Source organism: Sphingomonas sp. (assembly GCF_024508665.1).
Taxonomy (GTDB): domain Bacteria; phylum Pseudomonadota; class Alphaproteobacteria; order Sphingomonadales; family Sphingomonadaceae; genus Sphingomonas.
Genome location: NZ_JANINP010000006.1, coordinates 684,622 through 705,475 on the forward strand (window position 1 = coordinate 684,622; position 20,854 = coordinate 705,475).

The 20,854-nt window shown below is 64.1% G+C and carries 15 protein-coding genes; 9 read left to right on the forward strand and 6 right to left on the reverse strand.

Annotation, left to right across the window (positions count from 1 at the left end):
• The first annotated feature begins 20 nt into the window (after positions 1-20).
• Both Q0L25_RS12125 and Q0L25_RS12130 read left to right on the forward strand, forming a co-directional pair.
• The gene (locus Q0L25_RS12125) at positions 21-872 is read left to right on the forward strand and encodes a p-hydroxycinnamoyl CoA hydratase/lyase (RefSeq protein ID WP_296614574.1); all 852 of its coding nucleotides are present in this window, start codon (positions 21-23) and stop codon (positions 870-872) included.
• 5 nt (positions 873-877) lie between these two features.
• Positions 878-1,213: a carboxymuconolactone decarboxylase family protein gene (locus Q0L25_RS12130; RefSeq protein WP_296614575.1), complete on the forward strand. Its 336-nt coding sequence runs from the start codon at positions 878-880 to the stop codon at positions 1,211-1,213.
• An 8-nt stretch (positions 1,214-1,221) separates the two neighbouring features.
• Here Q0L25_RS12130 and Q0L25_RS12135 read toward each other — a convergent pair whose 3' ends face one another.
• Positions 1,222-2,838 (reverse strand): GMC family oxidoreductase, encoded by a 1,617-nt coding sequence (locus Q0L25_RS12135; protein WP_296614577.1) that lies wholly within the window; start codon positions 2,836-2,838, stop codon positions 1,222-1,224.
• A gap of 214 nt (positions 2,839-3,052) precedes the next feature.
• On the opposite strand from Q0L25_RS12135, the gene Q0L25_RS12140 reads away from it, so the two are divergent.
• The 5 genes from Q0L25_RS12140 to Q0L25_RS12160 all read left to right on the forward strand — a co-directional run bounded on the left by Q0L25_RS12140 (position 3,053) and on the right by Q0L25_RS12160 (position 9,990).
• Complete coding sequence (locus Q0L25_RS12140; RefSeq protein ID WP_296614579.1) at positions 3,053-4,561, forward strand: aldehyde dehydrogenase family protein; 1,509 nt, start codon at positions 3,053-3,055, stop codon at positions 4,559-4,561.
• Between the two features lie 69 nt (positions 4,562-4,630).
• A complete protein-coding gene (locus Q0L25_RS12145) occupies positions 4,631-5,851 on the forward strand; it encodes an FAD-dependent monooxygenase (RefSeq protein ID WP_296614581.1) in 1,221 nt (406 codons plus the stop codon).
• A 1-nt stretch (position 5,852) separates the two neighbouring features.
• Positions 5,853-7,037, forward strand: coding sequence for an alpha/beta hydrolase (locus Q0L25_RS12150; RefSeq protein ID WP_296614583.1), 1,185 nt, complete (start codon positions 5,853-5,855; stop codon positions 7,035-7,037).
• The gene (locus tag Q0L25_RS12155) at positions 7,034-7,834 is read left to right on the forward strand and encodes a LuxR C-terminal-related transcriptional regulator (RefSeq protein ID WP_296614585.1); all 801 of its coding nucleotides are present in this window, start codon (positions 7,034-7,036) and stop codon (positions 7,832-7,834) included. Before Q0L25_RS12150 ends, Q0L25_RS12155 begins: the two co-directional genes overlap by 4 nt.
• Positions 7,835-7,893: 59 nt before the next feature.
• Positions 7,894-9,990 carry a PQQ-dependent dehydrogenase, methanol/ethanol family gene (locus Q0L25_RS12160; protein WP_296614586.1) on the forward strand — a complete coding sequence of 699 codons (2,097 nt, stop codon included), beginning with the start codon at positions 7,894-7,896 and terminating at the stop codon, positions 9,988-9,990.
• Positions 9,991-10,137: 147 nt separating this feature from the next.
• Here Q0L25_RS12160 and purU read toward each other — a convergent pair whose 3' ends face one another.
• The 5 genes from purU to Q0L25_RS12185 are packed head-to-tail and all read right to left on the reverse strand — an operon-like array spanning position 10,138 to position 15,833.
• A complete protein-coding gene (gene purU / locus Q0L25_RS12165; protein ID WP_296615694.1) occupies positions 10,138-10,995 on the reverse strand; it encodes a formyltetrahydrofolate deformylase in 858 nt (285 codons plus the stop codon).
• Positions 10,996-10,997: 2 nt separating this feature from the next.
• Positions 10,998-11,936, reverse strand: a complete 939-nt coding sequence (locus Q0L25_RS12170; protein WP_296614588.1) for a methylenetetrahydrofolate reductase — start codon at positions 11,934-11,936, stop codon at positions 10,998-11,000.
• Positions 11,937-11,946: 10 nt separating this feature from the next.
• On the reverse strand, positions 11,947-13,353 hold the full coding sequence (gene ahcY / locus Q0L25_RS12175) for an adenosylhomocysteinase (RefSeq protein WP_296614589.1): 1,407 nt from the start codon (positions 13,351-13,353) through the stop codon (positions 11,947-11,949).
• A gap of 24 nt (positions 13,354-13,377) precedes the next feature.
• Complete coding sequence (gene metK / locus Q0L25_RS12180) at positions 13,378-14,595, reverse strand: methionine adenosyltransferase (protein ID WP_296614591.1); 1,218 nt, start codon at positions 14,593-14,595, stop codon at positions 13,378-13,380.
• Positions 14,596-14,630: 35 nt separating this feature from the next.
• Positions 14,631-15,833 carry a hypothetical protein gene (locus Q0L25_RS12185; protein ID WP_296614592.1) on the reverse strand — a complete coding sequence of 401 codons (1,203 nt, stop codon included), beginning with the start codon at positions 15,831-15,833 and terminating at the stop codon, positions 14,631-14,633.
• Between the two features lie 485 nt (positions 15,834-16,318).
• Between Q0L25_RS12185 and Q0L25_RS12190 the strand changes: the two genes are divergently transcribed.
• Both Q0L25_RS12190 and Q0L25_RS12195 read left to right on the forward strand, forming a co-directional pair.
• A complete protein-coding gene (locus tag Q0L25_RS12190) occupies positions 16,319-17,725 on the forward strand; it encodes a 3' terminal RNA ribose 2'-O-methyltransferase Hen1 (RefSeq protein ID WP_296614594.1) in 1,407 nt (468 codons plus the stop codon).
• Positions 17,722-20,262 (forward strand): polynucleotide kinase-phosphatase, encoded by a 2,541-nt coding sequence (locus tag Q0L25_RS12195; protein WP_296614596.1) that lies wholly within the window; start codon positions 17,722-17,724, stop codon positions 20,260-20,262. Before Q0L25_RS12190 ends, Q0L25_RS12195 begins: the two co-directional genes overlap by 4 nt.
• The last annotated feature ends 592 nt before the right edge of the window (positions 20,263-20,854 follow it).

Genomic DNA, 20,854 nt, shown 5'->3' on the forward strand with positions numbered 1-20,854 from the left:
TCAGACAGATGGAAACGACCATGGCAACCACCGAAGAAAAGCCCGTCCCCGGCGGTAACACCGTCCTCGTCCAGTTCGAGGACGGCATCGCCTGGGTCCATCTCAACCGCCCCGAAAAGCGCAACGCGATGAGCATGGAACTCGCGCGCGAGATGAACCAGGTGCTCGACGCGCTCGAGATCGACGACCGCTGCTCGGTCATCGTCCTCACCGGCAGCGGCGAAGCCTTTTCGGCGGGTATGGATCTTCAGGGATTCTTCCGCGCTTCTGACGCGGTCAGTGATATCGAGCGCCATCGCGCCTATCGCGAGACCCGCGCCTGGCAGTGGCGCACCTTGATGTACTTCGCCAAGCCGACCATCGCGATGGTCAATGGCTGGTGCTTCGGCGGCGCCTTCACCCCGCTGATCTGCTGCGACCTGGCGATCGCCGATGAGAAAGCGGTGTTCGGCCTTTCCGAAATCAACTGGGGCATCATCCCGGGCGGCGTGGTCTCCAAGGCGATCTCGACGCTGATGGGCGATCGCGAGGCGCTCTATTATGTCATGACCGGCGAGAATTTCGACGGCAAGCGCGCCAAGGAACTCGGCCTCGTCAACGAAGCGGTGCCCGCCGACAAGCTCAAGGAGCGCACTCGCGAGCTCGCCAAGGTCCTTATCGACAAGAACCCGACGACGCTCCGCCAGGCGCGCATGGCCTATAAATATGCCCGCGAAATGAACTGGGAGCTGGCGGCCGAATATCTGACCGCCAAGGTCGATCAGACCACGTTCGTCGATCGCGAAAAGGGCCGCGAAAAGGGCATGGTCCAGTTCCTCGACGAGAAGACCTACAAGCCCGGTCTCGGCAACTACAACCGCGAAGGGAAGTAAGCGCGATGCGCCGACCCAGCGCCAAGAAGGGCGACGAACTGGGGGCAGTCGCCCCCGGCCTCGTCGAGATGACCGACCGGATTCTCTACAACGAGGTATGGGAGCGCAAGGAGCTGTCCAAGCGCGACCGCTCGCTGCTGACCGTCGCCGCGCTGATGACCGCCAACCGCCACCAGCAGCTCGAGGCGCATCTCGGCTTGGCGCTCGATAACGGCGTTACCCAGGAGGAATTGGGCGAAGCGATGCTGCATCTCGCCTTCTACGCCTCCTGGCCCGCATCGATCACCGCCTCGCGGCTGCTGCTGAACGTCATCCAGAAGCGTGAGGGCCAAGGCGACTAAATTACAGGTCAGGTTTCCGGCGCGAGCGGTGGCAGGCCGCGAATCAAGTCCGAGGCGCGCTCGGCGACCATGATCACCGCGGCGTTGATGTTGGCGCCCGGCACCGCCGGCATCACCGATGCGTCGACGACCCGCAGCCCGGATACGCCTTTCACCCGCAATTCGCTGTCCACGACCGCGCCGGGATCTTCCCCCATGCGGCAGGTGCCGCTCGGGTGCTGAGTGATCTTGAGGTTGTTACGGATAAAATCGTCGAGATCGGCGCCGCTGCCCGGCGCGATCTCTCTCTCGACCATTTCGCGCAGCGGCGATGCCGCGAAGATCTTGCGCACCGCTGCGATGCCCTCGCGGATATCGGCAAAGTCGGTGGGGGTGGAGAGCAGGTCGAGATCGATGCGCGGCTTGGCGAGCGGATCGGGCGAACGCAATTCGACCGTGCCGCGGCTCTCGGGATGCAATTGCATCACCATGACCGACAGGACGTGGCTTTGCCGCTTGCCGAACGGATACCACAGCTTGGCATCGAGCCGCACCGGAAGGAACACCAATTGGATGTTGGGACGCTCGAGCTCGGGCCGCGTCCGCAGCATCTGCACGCCGCTGGTGATCTGGCTGGCGAAGGGGCCTTTCCCGGTCGCGATCCAGCGCAGTACCGACCATGCCGCACGATCGAAGCGGAGCGCGCTGAGAAAGCTGGTCTCGCGGGCCGCGAAGGTCATGTAGACCAAGGGATGCTCGGACAGGTCGCGGCCGACCGCCGGCGCATCGACCTCCACCGGAATGCCCAGCGCGTCGAGTTGCGCTGCCGGTCCGATTCCCGACAGCATCAGCAATTGCGGCGAATTATAGGACCCGCCGCTCAGCACCACTTCCTTGCGCGCCCGTACCTGCGAGAGCCGGCCGTCCTGGCTGACTTCGACGCCGACGGCGCGCTTGCCCTCGATCCGCACCCGGGTCGCCTGCGCGCCCGACAGCACGGTTAGATTGGGCCGTTTCAGTGCTGGCTTGAGATAGGCGCGGGCCGTGCTGGCGCGCCGGCCCTTGCGGTCGACCGTCACCTCGCACCCCGAAAAGCCTTCCTGCTGGTCCCCGCTCAGGTCGTCGCTTTCGGCATAGCCCGCGGCGACCACCGATTGCCGGATCGGCGCCTGCAACAAGCGGCGGCCATCGACCGGCGTAACGCTGAGCGGTCCGCTGTCGCCATGATATTTACCGGCGCCGCGCCAGCTGGTCTCCATCTTGCGGAAATAGGGCAGGACGTCGGCATAGCTCCAGCCGCGAGCCCCCATCTGGGCCCAGCCGTCATAGTCGCCCGAATGGCCGCGCATGTAGATCATGCCATTCACCGAGGAGGAGCCGCCATGGACGCGCCCGCGCGGCAGCGGCATCGATCGTCCCGCCACTTTGGCGTCCGGCTCGCTGGAATAGCCCCAGTCATAGACCGGATTGGCGGCGGTCATCATGAAGCCCAGGGGCATCCTGAACAGCCAATTGTCGTCCTTGCCGCCGGCTTCGATCAGCAGCACCGATTCCGTGCCGCTTTCGCTCAGCCGATTGGCGAGCACGCAGCCGGCCGATCCGGCGCCGACGACGATGTAATCAAATTCGCGCTCTCTCTCAGGCATGCCGTCTTTCCGTCTTTCGGAAGCGCAAACGCCCCTGACGCATGGTGATTTTGGGGCGCGAAAGCCCGTCGCGGCCCGGTCGATTGCGTTGTGACATGGCAAATAGCATTCGACAAGATATAATGTCGTTGGTTATGATGCATCCTACAGGCGGAGCTTGGCGGACAAATGTCGACCGTCTTCCGAGCGTGAATTGGCAGAGAGGGGCCTTGAAATGACGAGCGCGGCGACGCTGGAAAAACCGCAAGTGCCCTCGCTGGACAAAGCGCAGGCCTTTGCCGCCAAGAAGCACAGATTGTTCATAGGCGGCCAGTGGGTCGATCCGCTCGAAGGCAAAAGCTTCGCCAGCCACAATCCGGCGACCGGCGCCAAACATGCCGATATCGCCGAAGCGAGCGCAGCGGATGTCGACCGCGCGGTGGCCGCCGCACGGGCAGCGATGGACAATCCCGAATGGAGCGAGATGAAGCCGTCGCGCCGCGCGCGCCTCATCAATCTCCTCGCCGATGCGCTCGAAGCCAATATCGACGAATTCGCCGCATTGGAGACGCTCGACAACGGCATGCCGGTGCGCGACGCCAAATTCTTCCACATTCCCCATGCGATCGAATCGCTGCGCTACAATGCCGGCTGGGCGACCAAGCTCAACGGCGAGACCATTGCCTTGTCCGGCATGGGTACCTGGCACGCGTATACGCTGCGCGAACCGGTTGGCGTCGTCGCCCAGATCGTCCCGTGGAACGCGCCGCTCGCAATGGCCTGCGCCAAGATCGGGCCGGCGCTGGCCGCCGGTTGCGCCGTGATCCTCAAGCCCGCCGAGGAAACCTCGCTGACCGCGTTGCGCCTTGCGCATCTGATCGAGGAAATCGGCTTCCCTGCCGGGGTGTTCAATCTGTTGACCGGGTTCGGCGAGCCGGCGGGCGAGGCGCTGACCGCGCATCCCGGCGTCGACAAGGTCACCTTTACCGGCTCGACCGAGGTCGGCCGGCTGATCCTTCGCGCCGCCGCCGGCAACTTCAAGCGCGTCACGCTCGAGCTTGGCGGCAAGACCCCGGTCATCGTTCTGCCCGATGCCGATCCGCTCAAGGCGATCGAAGGCGCAGCGCGCGCGATCTTCACCAATGCCGGCCAGGTCTGCAACGCCGGCTCGCGGCTGTTCGTCCATGAGCGTCATTTCGACCAGGTCGTCGAGGGCGTCGGCAAGATCGCCGAAGCGATGAAGCTCGGTTCGGGGTTCGACGCCGATACGGCCATGGGCCCGGTGATCTCGCAGACCCAGCGCGACCGCGTTCGCGGCTATGTCGAGAGCGGCGTATCGCAAGGTGCCACTCTGCATGCCGGTGGCCGCGAGATCGACGGCGAAGGATTCTTCGTCGCGCCGGCGGTCCTCACCGGCACCAGCGCCGATATGGCGGTGCGCCGGGAGGAGATTTTCGGCCCGGTATTGTGCGCGATGTCGTTCGCCGACCAGGATCTCGATCGCATCGCCGCCGATGCCAATACCAGTGACTATGGCTTGGGCGCGGTGGTGTGGACCAATGATCTGTCCGCCGCGCACAAATTGGCGCGCAAGCTCAAGGCCGGCACCGTCCGGGTCAATGGCGGTGGACTCGACCCCGCATTGCCGTTCGGCGGCTTCAAGCAATCGGGCTGGGGCCGCGAGAACGGCCGCGAGGGCATCGACGCCTATACGGAGGTCAAGTCGGTGGCGATGGCGCTCTGAACATTTGCCCAATGCGTTCGTGACGAATGCCGTTCGTTATAATTAAGCCACCGAGGTGGAGGGGTAATTTTGAAGAATAATCCGGGAATCGGAATCATCGGCGGTGGTATTGGCGGGCTGACCGCCGCGCTGGCGCTGCTGCGCAAGGGGTTCGACGTTACCGTGTTCGAACAGGCCAGCGTGCTGGCTGAAGTCGGGGCGGGGCTGCAGATCAGTCCCAATGGCGTTCGCGTGCTGTGCTCGATCGGGCTCGAGAAGGAGCTGCTCGCAATCTGCTTCGAGCCCGAGGGAAAGGAAATCCGCCTGTGGAATACCGGCGATACCTGGAAGCTGTTCGACCTCGGCGTTGAATCTTCGGTGCGCTACGGCTTTCCTTACGTCACCGTCCACCGCAACGATCTCCACCAAATTCTCGTCAAGGCTTTCGAAAAGGCATCGCCGGGCTCGATCCGCCTCGATCATCGCTGCTGCGATGTCGAGCAGAGCGCCAACGGAGTGACGCTGTCGTTCGATAACAAGCCGTCGGCGACGTTCGACGTCGTCATCGGTGCGGACGGCGTCCATTCGAAGACTCGCGAATTGCTGTTCGGCGCGGGCCCGGCGGAGTTTACCGGCATCGTCGCCTGGCGCGGCGTGATCCCCGTCGAATTGCTGCCCGAGCGGCTGACCCGCCCGGTCGGTACCAACTGGGTCGGGCCGGGTGGACACGTCATCCATTATCCAATCCGCCGCGGCGAATTGATGAACTTCACGAGCGTCATCGAGCGCCGGGATTGGACCACCGAAAGCTGGTCGAGTGCCGGCACCAACCAGGAATATCACGACGATTATCCCGGCTGGCACGCCGATGTGCACGCTTATATCTCAGCGATTCCGCAGCCGTTCAAATGGGCGTTGATCGCGCGTCCGCCGATGAAGGAGTGGGTCAATGGCCGCGTCGCTCTGCTCGGCGACGCTTGCCACCCGTCGCTGCCGTTCCTGGCGCAAGGCGCGGTGATGGCGCTCGAGGACGCGTGCATCCTCGCTCGCGCCTTCGAGGAATTCGACACTATCGACGAAGCGCTCGACCGTTACCAACAGGCCCGCATTCCGCGCACCACGCGCGCGGTGATGGGCGCCTATGCAAATACCGAGCGCTTCCACAATCCGGCGCTTGCCGATCCGCGCAACGGCCAAGCCTATATCGACGAGCAATGGGCACCCGATAAGGTCGTCGAGCGCTACGAGTGGCTGTTCCGCTACGATGCCACCAAAGTGTCGCTGACCGACCCCGAAGCGGCGGGCGCCTGACATGACGAGCGCAAAGACCCAATGGACGCGCCAGCCGCTGATCCTGTCCTTTCCGGACAATCCCAAGTTCAACGAGACCTACGGCTTTGCCGGCAATTCGGGCCATGTGAACCTCGAAGGCCAGTTGATGCGCAGCCCGACCTCGACGGCGCGCACCGTCTATATCTTCATGCACCCGACCTCCGTGCTGCATCTGTTGCCGATGCCGATATCGCTCGCCGATGCCGGCCTCGACGTGCTGTGTGCCGCCAGCCGCTATCCGCGCAACGACGCGGCGCTGATCCAGGAAAAGGTCGCCATCGATCTCGGCAAGTGGATCGCCTATGCCCGCGAGGAGCTCGGCTATGAGAAGGTGGTCCTGCTCGGCTGGTCCGGCGGCGGTTCGCTGTCGCTCTTCTATCAGGCGCAGGCCGAGACGCCGACAATCACCCACACCCCGGCCGGCGACCCGGTCGATCTGGTCAATGCGGGGCTGCAACCCGCTGACGGTGTCGTCTTCATCGCCGCCCATCTCTCGCGCGCCGAGACGCTGACCGAATGGCTTGATCCCTCGGTGATCGACGAACTCGATCCCGACAAGCGCGATCCCGAGCTGGATATCTATTCGCCGGATTGTCCCAACCAGCCGCCCTATAGCGCCGAGTTCGTCGCGCGCTTCCGCGAGGCGCAACGCGCGCGCAACCGCAAGATCACTGCATGGGCGAAGGACATGCTCCAGACGCTCAAGGCGAAGGGGACCGCCGAGCAGGAACGCGCCTTCGTCGTTCACCGCACGATGTGCGACGTCCGCTGGTTCGATCCGACGGTCGATCCCTCCGATCGACGTGTCGGCTGGAGCTATATGGGCGATCCGATCGCGGTGAATGTCGGGCCGGTCGGCCTGGCGCGCTACACCACGCTGCGCTCATGGCTCAGCCAATGGAGCTATGACGAATCCAACGCCAAGGGTCCGCTCAACGCCGCCAAGATCCACAATTCGCCGGTGCTCTTGATCGAGAATACCGCCGACGAAGCCGTGCCCGCGACGCATAATCCGGCGATCTTCGCGGCGCTGGCCACGCCCGACAAGGAATATCTCCAGCTCAAGGGAGCAACGCATTATTATCTCGGCCAGCCCGAATTGCTCGCCCAGTGCATTCATGCGGTAATGGATTGGAGCCGGCGCAAGGGCCTGCTCGCGCAATGACCGCGACGCCGGCCAGCGAGCAGGCGATTGCCGGCGCGCTGGCCGAGCTGGTCGGCGCGATCGGCGGCACCGCTTTTCCCGGCAGGTTCTTGAGTGCCATGCGCGCGCTCGCGGGCGTGGAGCTGTGCTCGGCCTTCCGCTGCGATCGCGGTCAGCCCATCGAATTGCTGTTCGCCGAGGGCACACCGCCCACGCCCGATTTCCCGATGCGCGCCTCGCTCGATTATGCCCGCAACTACTGGCGTTCGGACCACGAGATCAGCCGGCTTGCCCGCTCGGCGCGGGCCCGTCCGGTGGTCGTACGCAAGCGCGCCAGCGACATCGCCGATCCTGCCTGGCGCGCAGCCTGCTACGATCGGGCCGGGGTCGCCGAGCGGCTGTCGATCGTCGGGTCCGGTACGTCGACCCTCATCGCCAACGGCTATCGCACTGCCGCCCACGCGCCCTTCGCGACCGACGACATTGTCCGGCTCGAAACCTATGCCGCTCTGCTGATGGCCGCGGTCGAGCGCCACCAGCGCGTCGCCACCTCGATGTTCGACGAGACGGCCTTGGTCCAGTCGTTGATGGGATTGGACTTCGGCCTCAGCATTCGCGAGGCCGAGATTTCGGCCGCGATGATTCTCGGCGAAACCCAGGACGAGATCGCCGCGCGCACCCGCCTTTCGCATGGCAGCGTCGTTACCTATCGCCGCCGCGCCTATGGCAAACTGGGGGTCGCCAACCGGCGCGACTTGCTGCGCCTGCATCGCCGCCTGGTCGGCGGCGAAATCCCTTCCTCCCTCGCTGCGACTTAGATATCATACAGGCTTATAAACAGGATCGCGCCGAGCGGCCGAATAATCGGGAGTAGGGGATGGCGAGTAAATGGTTGCGGATCGCGCTTATGGCCGGCCTAGCGCTTGGCGCAGCGCAGATCGGCCAGGCCCAGAATGCCGCCAATGTCGATCACAAGCGCATGGTCGACGCCGATCGGACGCCCGGCGAATGGATGGGCCCCGGCCGCACCTATGACGAGCAGCGCTTCAGCCCGCTCAAGCAGATCACTGACGCCAATGTCGGCACGCTCGGGCTCGCTTGGTATGCTGACCTCGCGGTCGATCGTGGGGTCGAGGCATCGCCGCTGATGATCGGTGGAGTGCTTTACAATATCGAGCCCTGGAACGTGACCGTCGCTTACGACGCGGCCACCGGAAAGGAATTGTGGCGCTATGATCCCAAGGTCGATCGCGACAAGGGCCGGCTAGCCTGCTGCGACATCGTGTCTCGCGGTCTCGCCGCCTGGCAAGGCAAGATCCTCATCGCCACGCTCGACGGCCGTCTGATCGCGCTGGATTCGAAAACCGGCAAGCCCAAGTGGAGCGTCAATACCTTCGACAAGGTGTGGCCCTACACGATCACCGGGGCGCCGCGCGTGTTCAACGGCAAGGTGCTGATCGGCAATGCCGGCGCGGAGGGCGCCGCGCGCGGTTATGTCACCGCCTATGACGTCAATAGCGGCAAACTGCTCTGGCGCTTCTACACCGTCCCTGGCGATCCTTCGAAGCCGCAGGCGAACGCGGCGCTGGAGATGGCGGTCAAGACCTGGAAGGGCGAATGGTGGACACGCGGCGGCGGCGGCACCGTCTGGGATTCGATCGTCTACGATCCCGATCTGGACCTGATCTATATCGGTGTCGGCAATGGCGGTCCCTGGGCGCAGGCCTATCGCAGCCCCGGCGGCGGCGATAATCTGTTTCTGTCATCGATCGTCGCGCTCAATGCCAAGACCGGCGAGTATGTCTGGCATTACCAGACCACGCCGGGCGACGAATGGGACTTCACCGCCACCCAATCGATGATCCTCGCCGACCTCACGATCGACGGCAAGCGCCGCAAGGTGCTGATGCAGGCGCCGAAGAACGGCTTTTTCTACGTGCTCGATCGCACCAACGGCAAGCTGATCTCCGGCCAGCCCTATGTCGCGATGAGCTGGGCCAACGGTATCGACATGGCGACCGGCCGCCCCAACGTGAATCCCGAAGCACATTACGGCGTGACGCCGGTCATGATCACCCCCGGTGCGGGCGGCGGGCATAACTGGAATCCGATGGCCTATAGCCCGGTCACCGGGCTGGCCTATTTTCCGGTTACCGAGATGTACATGGCGTATGCGCTCAACCCGAATTTCAAGCAGACGCCGGGCAATATGAGCCAGCTCGGCATCGCCACCACGGGCTATGAGCTGAACCGCAAGGCGATCAACGACTATGCCGCCGCCAACAACAAGACGTGGCTGACCGCCTGGGATCCGGTCGCGCAGAAAGAGCGCTGGCGCGTACCCTATCCGGTGCGCGGTAGCGGCGGGTTGCTCGCCACCGCCGGCAACCTCGTGTTCCAGGGCACGGTCGGCGGCACGTTCGCGGCCTATCGCGCCGATACCGGCGCGAAGGTCTGGGAAATGCCGGTTCAGCAGGTGCCGATCGCGGCACCGATCAGCTATATGGTGGGCGGCGTCCAATATATCGCGGTCAATGCCGGCTGGGGCGGGGGGCTCGCCCATTCGACCAGCGCCAAATCGCTCGGCTTCCCGTTGTCGCCCTCGCCGCGGCTGTTGGTGTTCAAGCTTGGCGGCGCCGCGCAATTGCCGGCGATCAAGGGCAGCGGCCCCGAGCTCGTGCGGCCCGCCGAGACCAATGCCAGTCCCGAGACGATCGCCCGCGGCGAGTTGGTCTATGCCCAGCAGTGCTCAGCTTGCCACGGCGAGCAGGGGCGAGGCGGGGTCAAGGACCTGCGCCGGATGAGCCCGACGACGCATGACGAATTCCTCGACATCGTGCTTGGCGGCAAGCGCCGGGAAAAGGGAATGGCGAGCTTCGCCGACCTGGTTTCCAAGGCCGACGCCGAAGCGATCCACGCCTATCTGATTCACCGCGCCAATGAGGATTGGGCCAGGATTCAGGCCGGGGAATAGGCGCCCGCGGGCTAGAGTTTGTTTCAGCGGAGCTGAAACGATTGCGGTACCAGCCCGCTCCCTCACCCGACCTCCCATAGCATATCCTGATTGGGAGGCCGGGTGGGGGAGCGGGCCGGCGCTGACTCAGCCAAGCTGAAAACAACTCTAATTCCGGAACACCACCGTCTTGGCACCATTGAGCAGCACGCGGTCTTCCAGGTGGAGCTTGACCGCCTGCGCCAGCACGCGTCGCTCGATGTCGCGGCCCTTTGCCACCAGCGCGTCCGGGCGGTCGGCATGGGTGATGGGCTCGACATCCTGCGCGATGATCGGGCCTTCGTCGAGGTCCGAGGTGACGTAGTGCGCCGTCGCGCCGATCATCTTGACGCCGCGGGCATAGGCCTGGTGATAGGGCTTGGCGCCCTTGAAACCGGGCAGGAAGCTGTGATGGATGTTGATACAGCGGCCTGACAGATAGGCGGCCATGTCGTTCGACAATATCTGCATGTAGCGGGCGAGCACGACCAATTCGGCACCGGTCTCCTCGATCAGCGCCTTGATCCGCGCTTCCTGCGCTGCCTTGGTGGCGGCGTCGACCGGCAGGTGATGGAACGGTAAATCCTCGATCAATGGCGTCGCCAATGCCTCGCAGGGATGGTTCGAGACGATGCCGACAATATCCATCTCGAGATCGCCCGTGCGTCGGCGATAGAGCAGGTCGACCAGGCAGTGATCGAATTTCGAGACCAGGATCAGCGTCCGGCGGCGTTCGGCCCGAAGCCGCATTTGCCACTCTATTTCGAACCTGTGCGCGAGCGGCGCGAACTCGCGCTGGACCTGTTCGTAGCGGATCGCACCGCTCAGCGCGAATTCGACCCGCATGAAAAAGCGTCCGGTTTCGGCATCGTCGAACTGCTGCGCCTCGAGGATATTCCCGCCCCTTTCGGCAAGGAAGTTCGAGATCGCGGCGACGATGCCGGGGCGGTCGAGGCACGAGAGGGTGAGAAGGTAGGAATCGTTGATGGTCATTCGGTCACCTGGAAACCAGAAGCTGAGCCACGCAGATGGAATGCGCCGGAGGCAACCGATCCCATCCACTGCGCGGTCCGGTCGAGGCCGCCGAAGGGAAACAGATGGAAGCCCATCGGCTGAAGCTCGCGATAGGCCGATGTTTCGGCGAGATCGCGGATGATCGGATCGGGCGCGGTTTCGCTGAGCAGTCTCGCGATCGACGATCCGCGCGTGATCAGCGCCTTGGCCGACGTCCCCACGCCACAGATCGCGGCAAAGCGCAGCAGCGTGCGGATGCCGGCGGGGCCGGCAAGGCCGATGCGCACCGGCACGTCGGCATTGCGCCGGCGGAAAGCGATCATCCAGCGCAGGATCGGGTCCGCGTCGAAACAGAATTGGGTAATTACGCCCGGCGTCATCCCAAGGCTACGAATGGTTTCGATCTTGGCATCGAGGGTCGCGTCGAGCGTCGTCTGGTCGACCTTGGGATGCCCCTCGGGATAACCGCCGAGCCAGATATGCCGCAGCGCCGCTTGCCTGAACGCAGGGCTGGCGATCAGCGCGGCGCTGTCGTCGAACGGGCCGCTCGCCTGATTCACATCGCCACTGATCACCAGCAATTGCGTGACCCCGGCGCCGTCGCACAGCCGGCCGAGCAAATGCTGGAGATGGTCGTGGCTGGTCACCATCCGCGCGGCGATGTGCGGCACCGGTTCGAACCCGGCGTCGCGCAACTTGCGCGAAGCAATGACGCGATTGTCATCATCGTCGGCGGGCAGCCAGGTCACCGATACGCGCGTGCCGGGCGCCAGCCGGGCGATCGCCGCGTCGATCCCCTTGTCGTCGCGCGCGGAGACTTCGTACGAAGCCTCGCGCGCGAGATCGACGATGCGCTCGCGCACGGTGTCGGCCGGATCGGCGGCGCTGGACGGCGCCGTGAGCGAGCTTTGCATCGACGCAGCCTCAATACCGATAATGATCGGGCTTGAACGGTCCTTCGACCGGCACGCCGATATAGTCGGCCTGCTTCTGGGAGAGCTTGGTCAGCTTCACGCCGAGTTTCTCGAGGTGGAGTTCGGCGACCTTCTCGTCGAGGTGCTTGGGGAGCACGTAGACGTCGTTCTTGTACTGGTCGGCCTTGGTGAACAGCTCGATCTGCGCCAGCGTCTGGTTGGTGAACGACGAGGACATCACGAACGACGGGTGGCCGGTCGCGTTGCCCAGGTTCACCAGCCGGCCCTTGGACAGGATGATGATCTGCTTGCCGTCAGGGAACTCGACCAGGTCGACCTGCGGCTTCACTTCGGTCCACTTGTAGTTCGACAAAGCCGCGATCTGGATCTCGCTGTCGAAGTGACCGATGTTGCAGACGATCGCCATGTTCTTCATGGCGCGCATGTGATCGGCGGTGATCACATCGGCATTGCCGGTCGCGGTGCAGAAGATGTCGGCGCGGGTCACCGCTTCCTCCATCGTCACCACCTCATAGCCTTCCATCGCCGCCTGCAGCGCGCAGATCGGGTCGATCTCGGTTACCAGCACGCGGGCGCCGCCATTGCGCAGCGAGGCGGCCGAGCCCTTGCCGACGTCACCGAAGCCGGCAACGCAGGCAACCTTGCCGGCGAGCATCACGTCGGTGCCGCGACGGATCGCGTCGACGAGCGATTCCTTGCAGCCATAGAGATTGTCGAACTTCGACTTGGTCACGCTGTCGTTGACGTTGATCGCCGGGAACGGCAGCTCGCCCTTCTTGGCGATCGCATAGAGGCGATGGACACCGGTCGTGGTCTCTTCCGACACGCCCTTGATGTTCTTGACCGTCTCGGTGAGGTAGCCGGGCTTGCGCTTGATGAATTCCTTCACCGCGCGCTGCATCTCGATCTCTTCCTCATTCTCGGGCTCGGCGAACGACTGGCCGGCCTCGAGCTTGGCGCCCCACAGAGCGAACATCGTCGCGTCGCCGCCATCGTCGAGGATCATGTTGCAGGTCTCGTCCCCCCAATCGAAGATCGAGCCGACATAGTCCCAATATTCGGCCAGGCTCTCGCCCTTGACCGCGAACACCGGAACGCCCGACGCGGCGATCGCGGCAGCGGCATGGTCCTGGGTCGAGAAGATGTTGCAGGTCGCCCAGCGCACCTTGGCGCCCAAAGCGGTCAGCGTCTCGATCAACACCGCGGTCTGGATCGTCATGTGCAGCGAACCCGTGATCCGCGCGCCCTTCAACGGCTGCGACGCCCCGAACTCCTGGCGCAGCGCCATCAGCCCCGGCATCTCGGTCTCGGCAATGTTGATCTCCGCTCGCCCGAAATCGGCAAGCGATAGGTCCTTCACGACATAATCGGTCGTACGGTCGAGCACGGTGGCCATAAATCTATCCTCGAAAATTGGGGTTCAGGCGGCCAATGCGGCCTTGAGGTCGTCGACCAGGTCGGTGCGCTCCCACGGGAAGAAGTCGCCCTCCGGGTCACGTCCGAAATGGCCGTACGCCGCGGTGCGCGCATAGATCGGCTTGTTGAGGCCGAGATGCGTACGGATGGCGCGCGGGGTCATGCCGCCGAGCTTCTTGATGCCCTGGATAGCCGCCTCGATCTTGTCGTCGCCGACCAAACCGGTGCCGTGCGTGTCGACATAGAGCGACAGCGGTTCGGAGACGCCGATCGCGTACGCCAGCTGGATCGTGCAGCGCCTGGCGAGGCCGGCCGCGACGATGTTCTTGGCGAGGTAGCGCGTGATATAAGCGGCAGAACGGTCGACCTTGGTCGGATCCTTGCCCGAGAAGGCGCCGCCGCCGTGGGGCGCTGCGCCACCATAGGTATCGACGATGATCTTGCGGCCGGTCAGTCCGGCATCGCCATCGGGCCCGCCGATCTCGAAGCTGCCGGTCGGATTGATGTGATAGGCCGTTTCGTCGCTGAGCAGTTCCGCCGGCAGCAGGTCGGCGACGACCTTCTTCACATAGGCATGCAGTTCGTCCTGCTTGTCGCCTTGGTCATAGCCTTTGGCATGCTGGGTCGAGACGACGATCGCGGTCGCCGCGACCGGCTTGCCGTTCTCGAAGCGCAGCGTGACCTGGCTCTTGGCATCGGGCTCGAGGAACGGGGCCTTGCCCGAATGGCGGTCGGCGGCCATCCGCTCAAGGATCTTGTGGCTGTAGTCGAGCGTCGCCGGCATCAGATCGGGCGTTTCGTCGCAGGCGAAGCCGAACATCATCCCCTGGTCGCCGGCGCCCTCATCCTTGTTTCCGCTCGCATCGACGCCTTGGGCGATATGCGCCGATTGCGGGTGGAGGTTGTTCTCGAAGCGCAAGGTCTTCCAGTGGAAGCCGTCCTGCTCATAGCCAATCTTGCGGACGGTATTGCGGACGGTTTGCTCGACCTCTTCCTCGACGCCGGGCGCCCAATTGCCATCGGTGTCCATGATCCCCTTGCCGCGGATTTCGCCGGCCAGGACGACCAATTGCGTCGTGGTCAGCGCCTCGCACCCGATCCGCGCCTCGGGGTCCTTGGCGAGAAACAGATCGACGATCGCATCGGAAATCTGGTCGGAAACCTTGTCGGGATGGCCTTCGGAGACCGATTCGGACGTAAACAGATAGGTATCGCGGGCCATCAGGCTCCCCCTTTTTGTGGACGTTTTCGGACGGTTCAGGCCGCGGTCGGATTGCGGCTGATCACGTAGCTCTCGTCGTTGAACCAGAGCTCGCCGTTCTTGCGCAGGACCTTGCGCGTGGCTTCGAGATAGAGGGGCTTGCTCATCGCCTCGCCGAGGCGTTCGTCGTCGATCTGCGCGACATAGGTCGCGGCGTTCCAGGCGGCGAGCAACGTCGAGGTGCCGATCGAGGCGCTCTCGCTGTCGATCTCGTCGGGCAGCGTGTGCATCTCGTAACGGAACAGAGCCTCCGAACTGGGCAGCGGATCGAAGCGGAAATTGACGGCGTCCGGGCCCATTGCTTGTCTGGTCGCCTCCAGCAGCGCGTGGCGCGAGGTGGTGAACGGATCCTCGCCCGGCCAGACGGTCTGGACGATCTCGAGACCCGGATCGTTGCCGGCAGAGTGGATGCCGAGCAGGCGGCCATTGGGACGCAGCGCGCGGGCGAGCGGGGCGAGCACGCGCTTGGCCTTGAAGTCGGTCGCGGCGCTCAGGCGGAACGGTTGGCTGGCAATGACCAGGTCGTAATCAGCAACCGGCTCATCCTTCTGCGGGATCACGTCGGCGAGCATGAACGCGCAATCCTCGCGGTACAGGATCAAAGTCGTCGGCGTCTCGGGGATCAGGCTGCCGGTTTTCTCGGAGACCCTGGTCTTCCAGTTCCGCGCCAGGAACGGCTGCAGCTCGAGGATCTGGCGCTCGAACTCGGCAGTGGTGTTGCCCTTGAGCGCGACAGCCTTCCACGTCATCGCGGCGCGCGCCTCGGGCTTGGTCGGCATCAGGTTTGGCGCTTCGGCGTAGGAAATGTTGGTCAGCGCGAGCACCGTCTCCGGATGTTCGAAGAAGCGATCAGGCATCTTGTCGAGCGTCAGGCGAACGTCCTCGAGGCTGATCTCCTTGCCGGCGATGAGGAAGGGAAAGCGCGGATAGGCTTCGTGCATCGAGCGCATCACCCGCGCCAGGACCGTGCCGTCGCCCATGCCGGCGTCGAAGAAGCGGACCGCGGGCGGCGCCGGCTTTAGCTTCTTGAGTTCGCGCGCGACGCGCTCGGCGACGACCCATTTCTCGGAGCAGGTATTGACGAACATCAGATATTTCTGGCGGTTGTCGTAGAACCTGAAATTCTGTTCGGACGACTGTGCCTCGGGTTCGGGCGCCACGATGGCAACCGCATTACGTTCCGCACTGATCGCCGCCATCAAGGGCTCCTCTTCCATTTCCGCTGGCGTCCCCCGACGATCTGTCGGGCGCTGTTGGAGAGGGTGATGTCGGCGGCGGCCGCGCGGATAAACCACAATCGGTCCCACGGCTTGGCATGGGCAGCTTCCCACTTTTGTGAGAGCAGGCAGGCGACCCGGTTGCGGGCACTTCACTCAAATCGGCCGCCATCGACCGGCGGCGCAGCGGCAGCGGGGGCGTCGGCGCCTTCGGCAAGGGCACCCCAATCGACAGTTGACGACGAGGCCAGTCCACTAGATGCTTGGCAACATGACCGAGCGCTCGACCGGAACGGCTTCCTCGCATTGCTTCGCCGAAGCAGGGATGTTGCGCGTCTCGTATCCGGGCATCGTCGCCAATCACCCTCGCGCCTGCGCTGCGCCATAGTCGGACCTTAGTTCCACCCGACCATGACCCGCAGCCCCGTCGAGCCCTCGATGGGGCTTTTTCATTTCCGGATCTCAAGATGCTCCTGACCATCACGACCACGCATCAGCCCGCGACCGATCTCGGCTTCTTGCTGATGAAGCACCCTGACAATGTGCATTCGGTCGAGCTCAGTTTCGGCAAGGCGACGCTCTTCTATCCGGAGGCGAGCGAGGAGCAGTGCACGGCCGCGATCACGCTCGAAGTCGATCCTGTCGAGCTGGTGCGCGGCAAGGGCAGCACCGAGGAGCAATATGTCAACGATCGACCCTATGCGGCGTCGTCGCTGCTGTCCGTCGCCTTGGGGCGCTTGCTCAACACCGCGATGGGCGGGCGTTCGAAGCTTCGACAGGAATTGGCCGATCAACCGATCCCGCTGGAGGCGACGATCACACCGCTGCCCGCCCGCGGCGCGGCCGATCTGTTGTCCAAGCTTTTCGAGCCCCTCGGCTATGCCGTCGACGCGACGCCGATCCCGCTCGACCCCGCGCACCCTGATTGGGGCGACAGCCCCTATGTGTCGCTCAAGCTGACGGGCCAGGTGCGGCTCGCTGCGCTGCTTACCCACCTGTTCGTGCTGATCCCGGTACTCGACAACAACAAGCACTATTATGTCGGCGAGGCCGAGGTGGAGAAGCTGCTGCGCAAGGGCGAGGGGTGGCTGGAGGCGCACCCCGCTCGCGAGTTGATCGTGCGGCGCTATCTGCGTGGCTTCGGTGGTCTGATGCGTCAGGCTCGGAAGCTGCTCGACGAGCGGGTCGAGGCTGACGAACCCGAGGAGCATGCCGCCCGCGATGCCGCCGAGGAAGCGATCGAAAAGCCGATCCGCCTGAACGACCAGCGGATGGAACGAGTGGTTGCGCTGATACGCGAATTGGGGGCGCAGAGCCTGCTCGACCTTGGCTGTGGCGAGGGCCGGCTTTTGCGCGAGCTTCTCAAAGTGCCAGGGCTCAGCAAGATCACTGGTGTCGAGGTCGCGCCGCGCGTGCTGGCGGGAGCCGCCGACCGCCTCAGGCTCGACTATATGCCGGACATGAAGCGCCAGCGGATCGAGCTACTCCAGGGCTCGCTGGTCTATCGCGATGATCGTCTGAAGGGGTTCGATGCGGCCGCAGTGATCGAGGTGATCGAGCACATGGAAGCTGAACGACTGCCGGCGTTTGAAGCAGCGGTGTTCGGCCATGCGCGGCCGGGCGCGGTGATCGTGACCACGCCGAACCGCGAATACAATACGCTATTCGAGAGCATGAAGCCGGATGCGATGCGCCATCCCGACCATCGCTTCGAATGGACCCGCGATGAGTTCCGTCACTGGGCCGAAAGCGTCGGGCTCGCCTATGGCTACGCGGTGCGCTTCGACGGCATCGGCAGCGAGGATGCGACCCATGGCCATCCCACGCAGGTGGCGGTGTTCACGCGCACCGACGAAGCGAGGGTCGCGGCATGAAGATCGAGATCCCCGAATTCGCGCTCGTGCTTCTCGTCGGTGCCTCGGGCAGCGGCAAGTCGAGTTTTGCCGCCAAGCACTTCCTGCCGACCGAGGTGATCTCATCGGACCGGATGCGCGGCTGGGTGGCTGACGACGAGAACGACCAGGCGGCGACTGGCGATGCCTTCGACGTGCTCCATTACCTGATGGAGAAGCGGCTGAAGGCGCGTCGCTTCACCGTGATCGATGCGACCAACGTCCAGCCGGAATCGCGCAAGCCGCTGATCGCGCTCGCACGCAAGTGGCACGCACTCGCCGTCGCGATCGTGTTCGATGTGCCCGAGGACATCGCGGTCGCGCGCAATGCCGCGCGCCCCGACCGTCAGTTCGGCCCCGGTCCGGTTCGGCGCCATATCCAGAGCCTCAAGCGGTCGTTCGGCGGTTTGAACCGCGAGGGGCTGCGCTACGTCCATCGCCTGCGCTCGGTCGAGGAAATCGACGCGGTCGAGATCGTCCGAACCAAGCTGTGGACCGACCGCCGCGACGAGCTGGGGCCGTTCGACATCATTGGCGACGTTCACGGCTGCGCCGATGAACTCGAAACGCTGTTGCGCGACCTTGGCTATGCGGTCGCGTGGGACGGTAAGCGGGTCACCGTCACCCCGCCCGAGGGCCGCCGTGCGATATTTGTCGGCGACCTGGTCGACCGCGGCCCGCGTTCGCCCGATGTGCTCAGGATCGCCAAGCACATGCTCGATGCGGGCACCGCCCTGGCCGTGGTCGGAAACCATGACGACAAGCTCAAGCGCCATCTCGACGGTCGTAACGTCAAGCTGAGTCATGGTCTGGCCGAGACCGTCGAACAGTTGGCGCAGGAGCCGCCCGAGTTCGCCGCCGAGATGCGCAAGTGGCTCGACGGCCTGATCAGCCATTATGTGCTCGACGGCGGCAAGCTGGTCGTCGCCCATGCCGGCGTGAAGGAGGAGATGCAGGGCCGCGCATCGGGCGCGGTGCGCAGCTTCTGCATGTATGGCGAGACGACCGGCGAGATCGACGAGTTCGGCTTGCCGGTGCGCTGGGACTGGGCCGCCGACTATAAGGGCAAGGCGAAGGTGGTATACGGCCACACGCCGGCGCTCGAGGCGAATTGGGTGAACGGTACGATCTGTATCGACACGGGATGCGTGTTCGGTGGCAAACTGACCGCGCTACGCTACCCCGAGCTCGATCTGGTCTCGGTGCCGGCGGCACGCGCCTATTACGAGCCGATCCGCCCTTTGGAGGCGCCGGCGGCCGACACCGGCCTTGGCCAGCATCAGCTCAATCTTGCCGACGTGCTAGGCAAGCAGGCGATCGAAACGCGCCTCTATGGCTTCGTTACCGTCCGCGAGGACAATGCCGCTGCGGCGCTCGAGGTCATGAGCCGATATGCCGTCGATCCCCGCTGGCTGATCCATCTGCCGCCGACCATGTCGCCCGCCGAAACCACCGCCATGGACGGCTGGCTCGAGCGACCCGAGGAAGCCTTCGCCTATTACGGCGGCAAGGGTGTTAAGGCGCTCGTCGCCGAGGAAAAGCATATGGGATCGCGTGCGCTGGTCGTGCTCGCGCGCAACCAGAGCGTGGCCGAGAAACGCTTCGGCGTGCATGACGGCGCGCGCGGTGTGATCGTGACACGCACTGGGCGCAGGTTCTTCAACGACGCAGCGCTCGAAGCTGCTGCGTTGCACCGCGTCGACGCCGCCATGGAGGCGTCTGGCCTGTGGCACGAACTTGGCACCGACTGGGTGCTGTGGGACAGCGAAATCCTGCCGTGGAGCATGAAGGCCGGTTCGCTGGTCCGCGGGCAATATGCGGCCGTCGGAGCAGCCGCGATCTCCGGACTGGATGCGGTATCGCAAGCACTTGCCGCTGCTTGGGCAAGGGGTGTGGCTGTCGGCGAGCTTGCCGATATGACAGCCGCGCGGCTCAACGACGCGCTACGCTACCGCGCGGCCTACAACCGCTACGTTGCGCCGTTCGCCGGCATTGATGATCTGCGCATCGCTCCTTTCCATCTTCTCGCCAGCGAAGGCGCGGTGCACAGCGACAAGGACCACCTCTGGCACATGGCGGCAGCGCATAAGCTCGCTGCGGCGGACCCCGCGCTGCTTCTTGCGACCGCCTTTCGACGGATCGATCTGGATGATCCAATGCAGGTGGCCGATGCCGTTGCCTGGTGGGAAGCAATGACGGAGGCCGGCGGCGAGGGTATGGTGGTGAAACCGCTCGACTTCGTCGCGCGCGGCCAGAAGGGGATTCTCCAGCCCGCCATCAAATGCCGTGGCCGCGAGTATCTGAGAATCATCTACGGCCCGGACTACGATCGACCGGAGAGCCTGGATCGCCTGAAGAAACGTGGGCTCGGTCACAAGCGTTCCATGGCAATGCGTGAGTTCGCGCTGGGGATGGAGGCGCTCCATCGCTTCGTCGAACACGCGCCGCTGACGCGCGTGCACCAATGTGTGTTCGGTGTCTTGGCGATGGAGAGCGAGCCGGTCGACCCCCGGCTTTGAACGTTGTCAAAAACGCCGGAATCAGCTGCTGTGAACAGAAATACGACGGCAGCCTCGTGCGACGGCAGGATCAAGCCGCGGCGGCTTCCGGTCAGCGATGTTGAGGTCGCTGGTCGGGCCAAAACCGTGGCTCAAAAATGGCTCCTCATTTCCGGCGAGCGGGCGCGACTGCTGGAAGGAAGCCGATAAAAGTCCACGTTTCCGGTGCTTATCCCATTCGCGAAGACCTCAGCGAACAGGAAATGGTGCCCAGAAGAGCTTGATCGCTGGGCAGCTAAGCGGTTGATTTCGCAGTCAAATCATAGACTTGCGAAGTCGCCACGGGCATCAATAGCACGATCTGGATTCGTGGAAAAGGCTGGACGTGAATGGATGGGGCGGTTCGAGTCCTCTGGGGCAGTGGGCTGGTTGGAGCTTTGTCCGAAATACGTCTACGAATTTCGGACGGTTGAGCGCGTATCTGGTCGCTTCGGCAGATGTCTCGGATAGCAGGGTTCCGACCGTCCAACACAAAAACCTAATTTTCGCTCGACATAATAACCTAAAAGTGGCACAGCGCAAAAACCTAATAATCGCGCGACACGAAAACCTA

Coding starts and splice junctions, on each gene's coding strand:
- Q0L25_RS12185 (WP_296614592.1), bottom strand. CDS start 15,833: ATGGCGGCGATCAGTGCGGAACGTAATGCGGTTGCCATCGTGGCGCCC.
- Q0L25_RS12195 (WP_296614596.1), top strand. CDS start 17,722: ATGAAGATCGAGATCCCCGAATTCGCGCTCGTGCTTCTCGTCGGTGCC.
- Q0L25_RS12150 (WP_296614583.1), top strand. CDS start 5,853: ATGACGAGCGCAAAGACCCAATGGACGCGCCAGCCGCTGATCCTGTCC.
- Q0L25_RS12140 (WP_296614579.1), top strand. CDS start 3,053: ATGACGAGCGCGGCGACGCTGGAAAAACCGCAAGTGCCCTCGCTGGAC.
- Q0L25_RS12155 (WP_296614585.1), top strand. CDS start 7,034: ATGACCGCGACGCCGGCCAGCGAGCAGGCGATTGCCGGCGCGCTGGCC.
- metK (WP_296614591.1), bottom strand. CDS start 14,595: ATGGCCCGCGATACCTATCTGTTTACGTCCGAATCGGTCTCCGAAGGC.
- ahcY (WP_296614589.1), bottom strand. CDS start 13,353: ATGGCCACCGTGCTCGACCGTACGACCGATTATGTCGTGAAGGACCTA.
- Q0L25_RS12130 (WP_296614575.1), top strand. CDS start 878: ATGCGCCGACCCAGCGCCAAGAAGGGCGACGAACTGGGGGCAGTCGCC.
- Q0L25_RS12190 (WP_296614594.1), top strand. CDS start 16,319: ATGCTCCTGACCATCACGACCACGCATCAGCCCGCGACCGATCTCGGC.
- Q0L25_RS12160 (WP_296614586.1), top strand. CDS start 7,894: ATGGCGAGTAAATGGTTGCGGATCGCGCTTATGGCCGGCCTAGCGCTT.
- Q0L25_RS12125 (WP_296614574.1), top strand. CDS start 21: ATGGCAACCACCGAAGAAAAGCCCGTCCCCGGCGGTAACACCGTCCTC.
- Q0L25_RS12170 (WP_296614588.1), bottom strand. CDS start 11,936: ATGCAAAGCTCGCTCACGGCGCCGTCCAGCGCCGCCGATCCGGCCGAC.
- Q0L25_RS12135 (WP_296614577.1), bottom strand. CDS start 2,838: ATGCCTGAGAGAGAGCGCGAATTTGATTACATCGTCGTCGGCGCCGGA.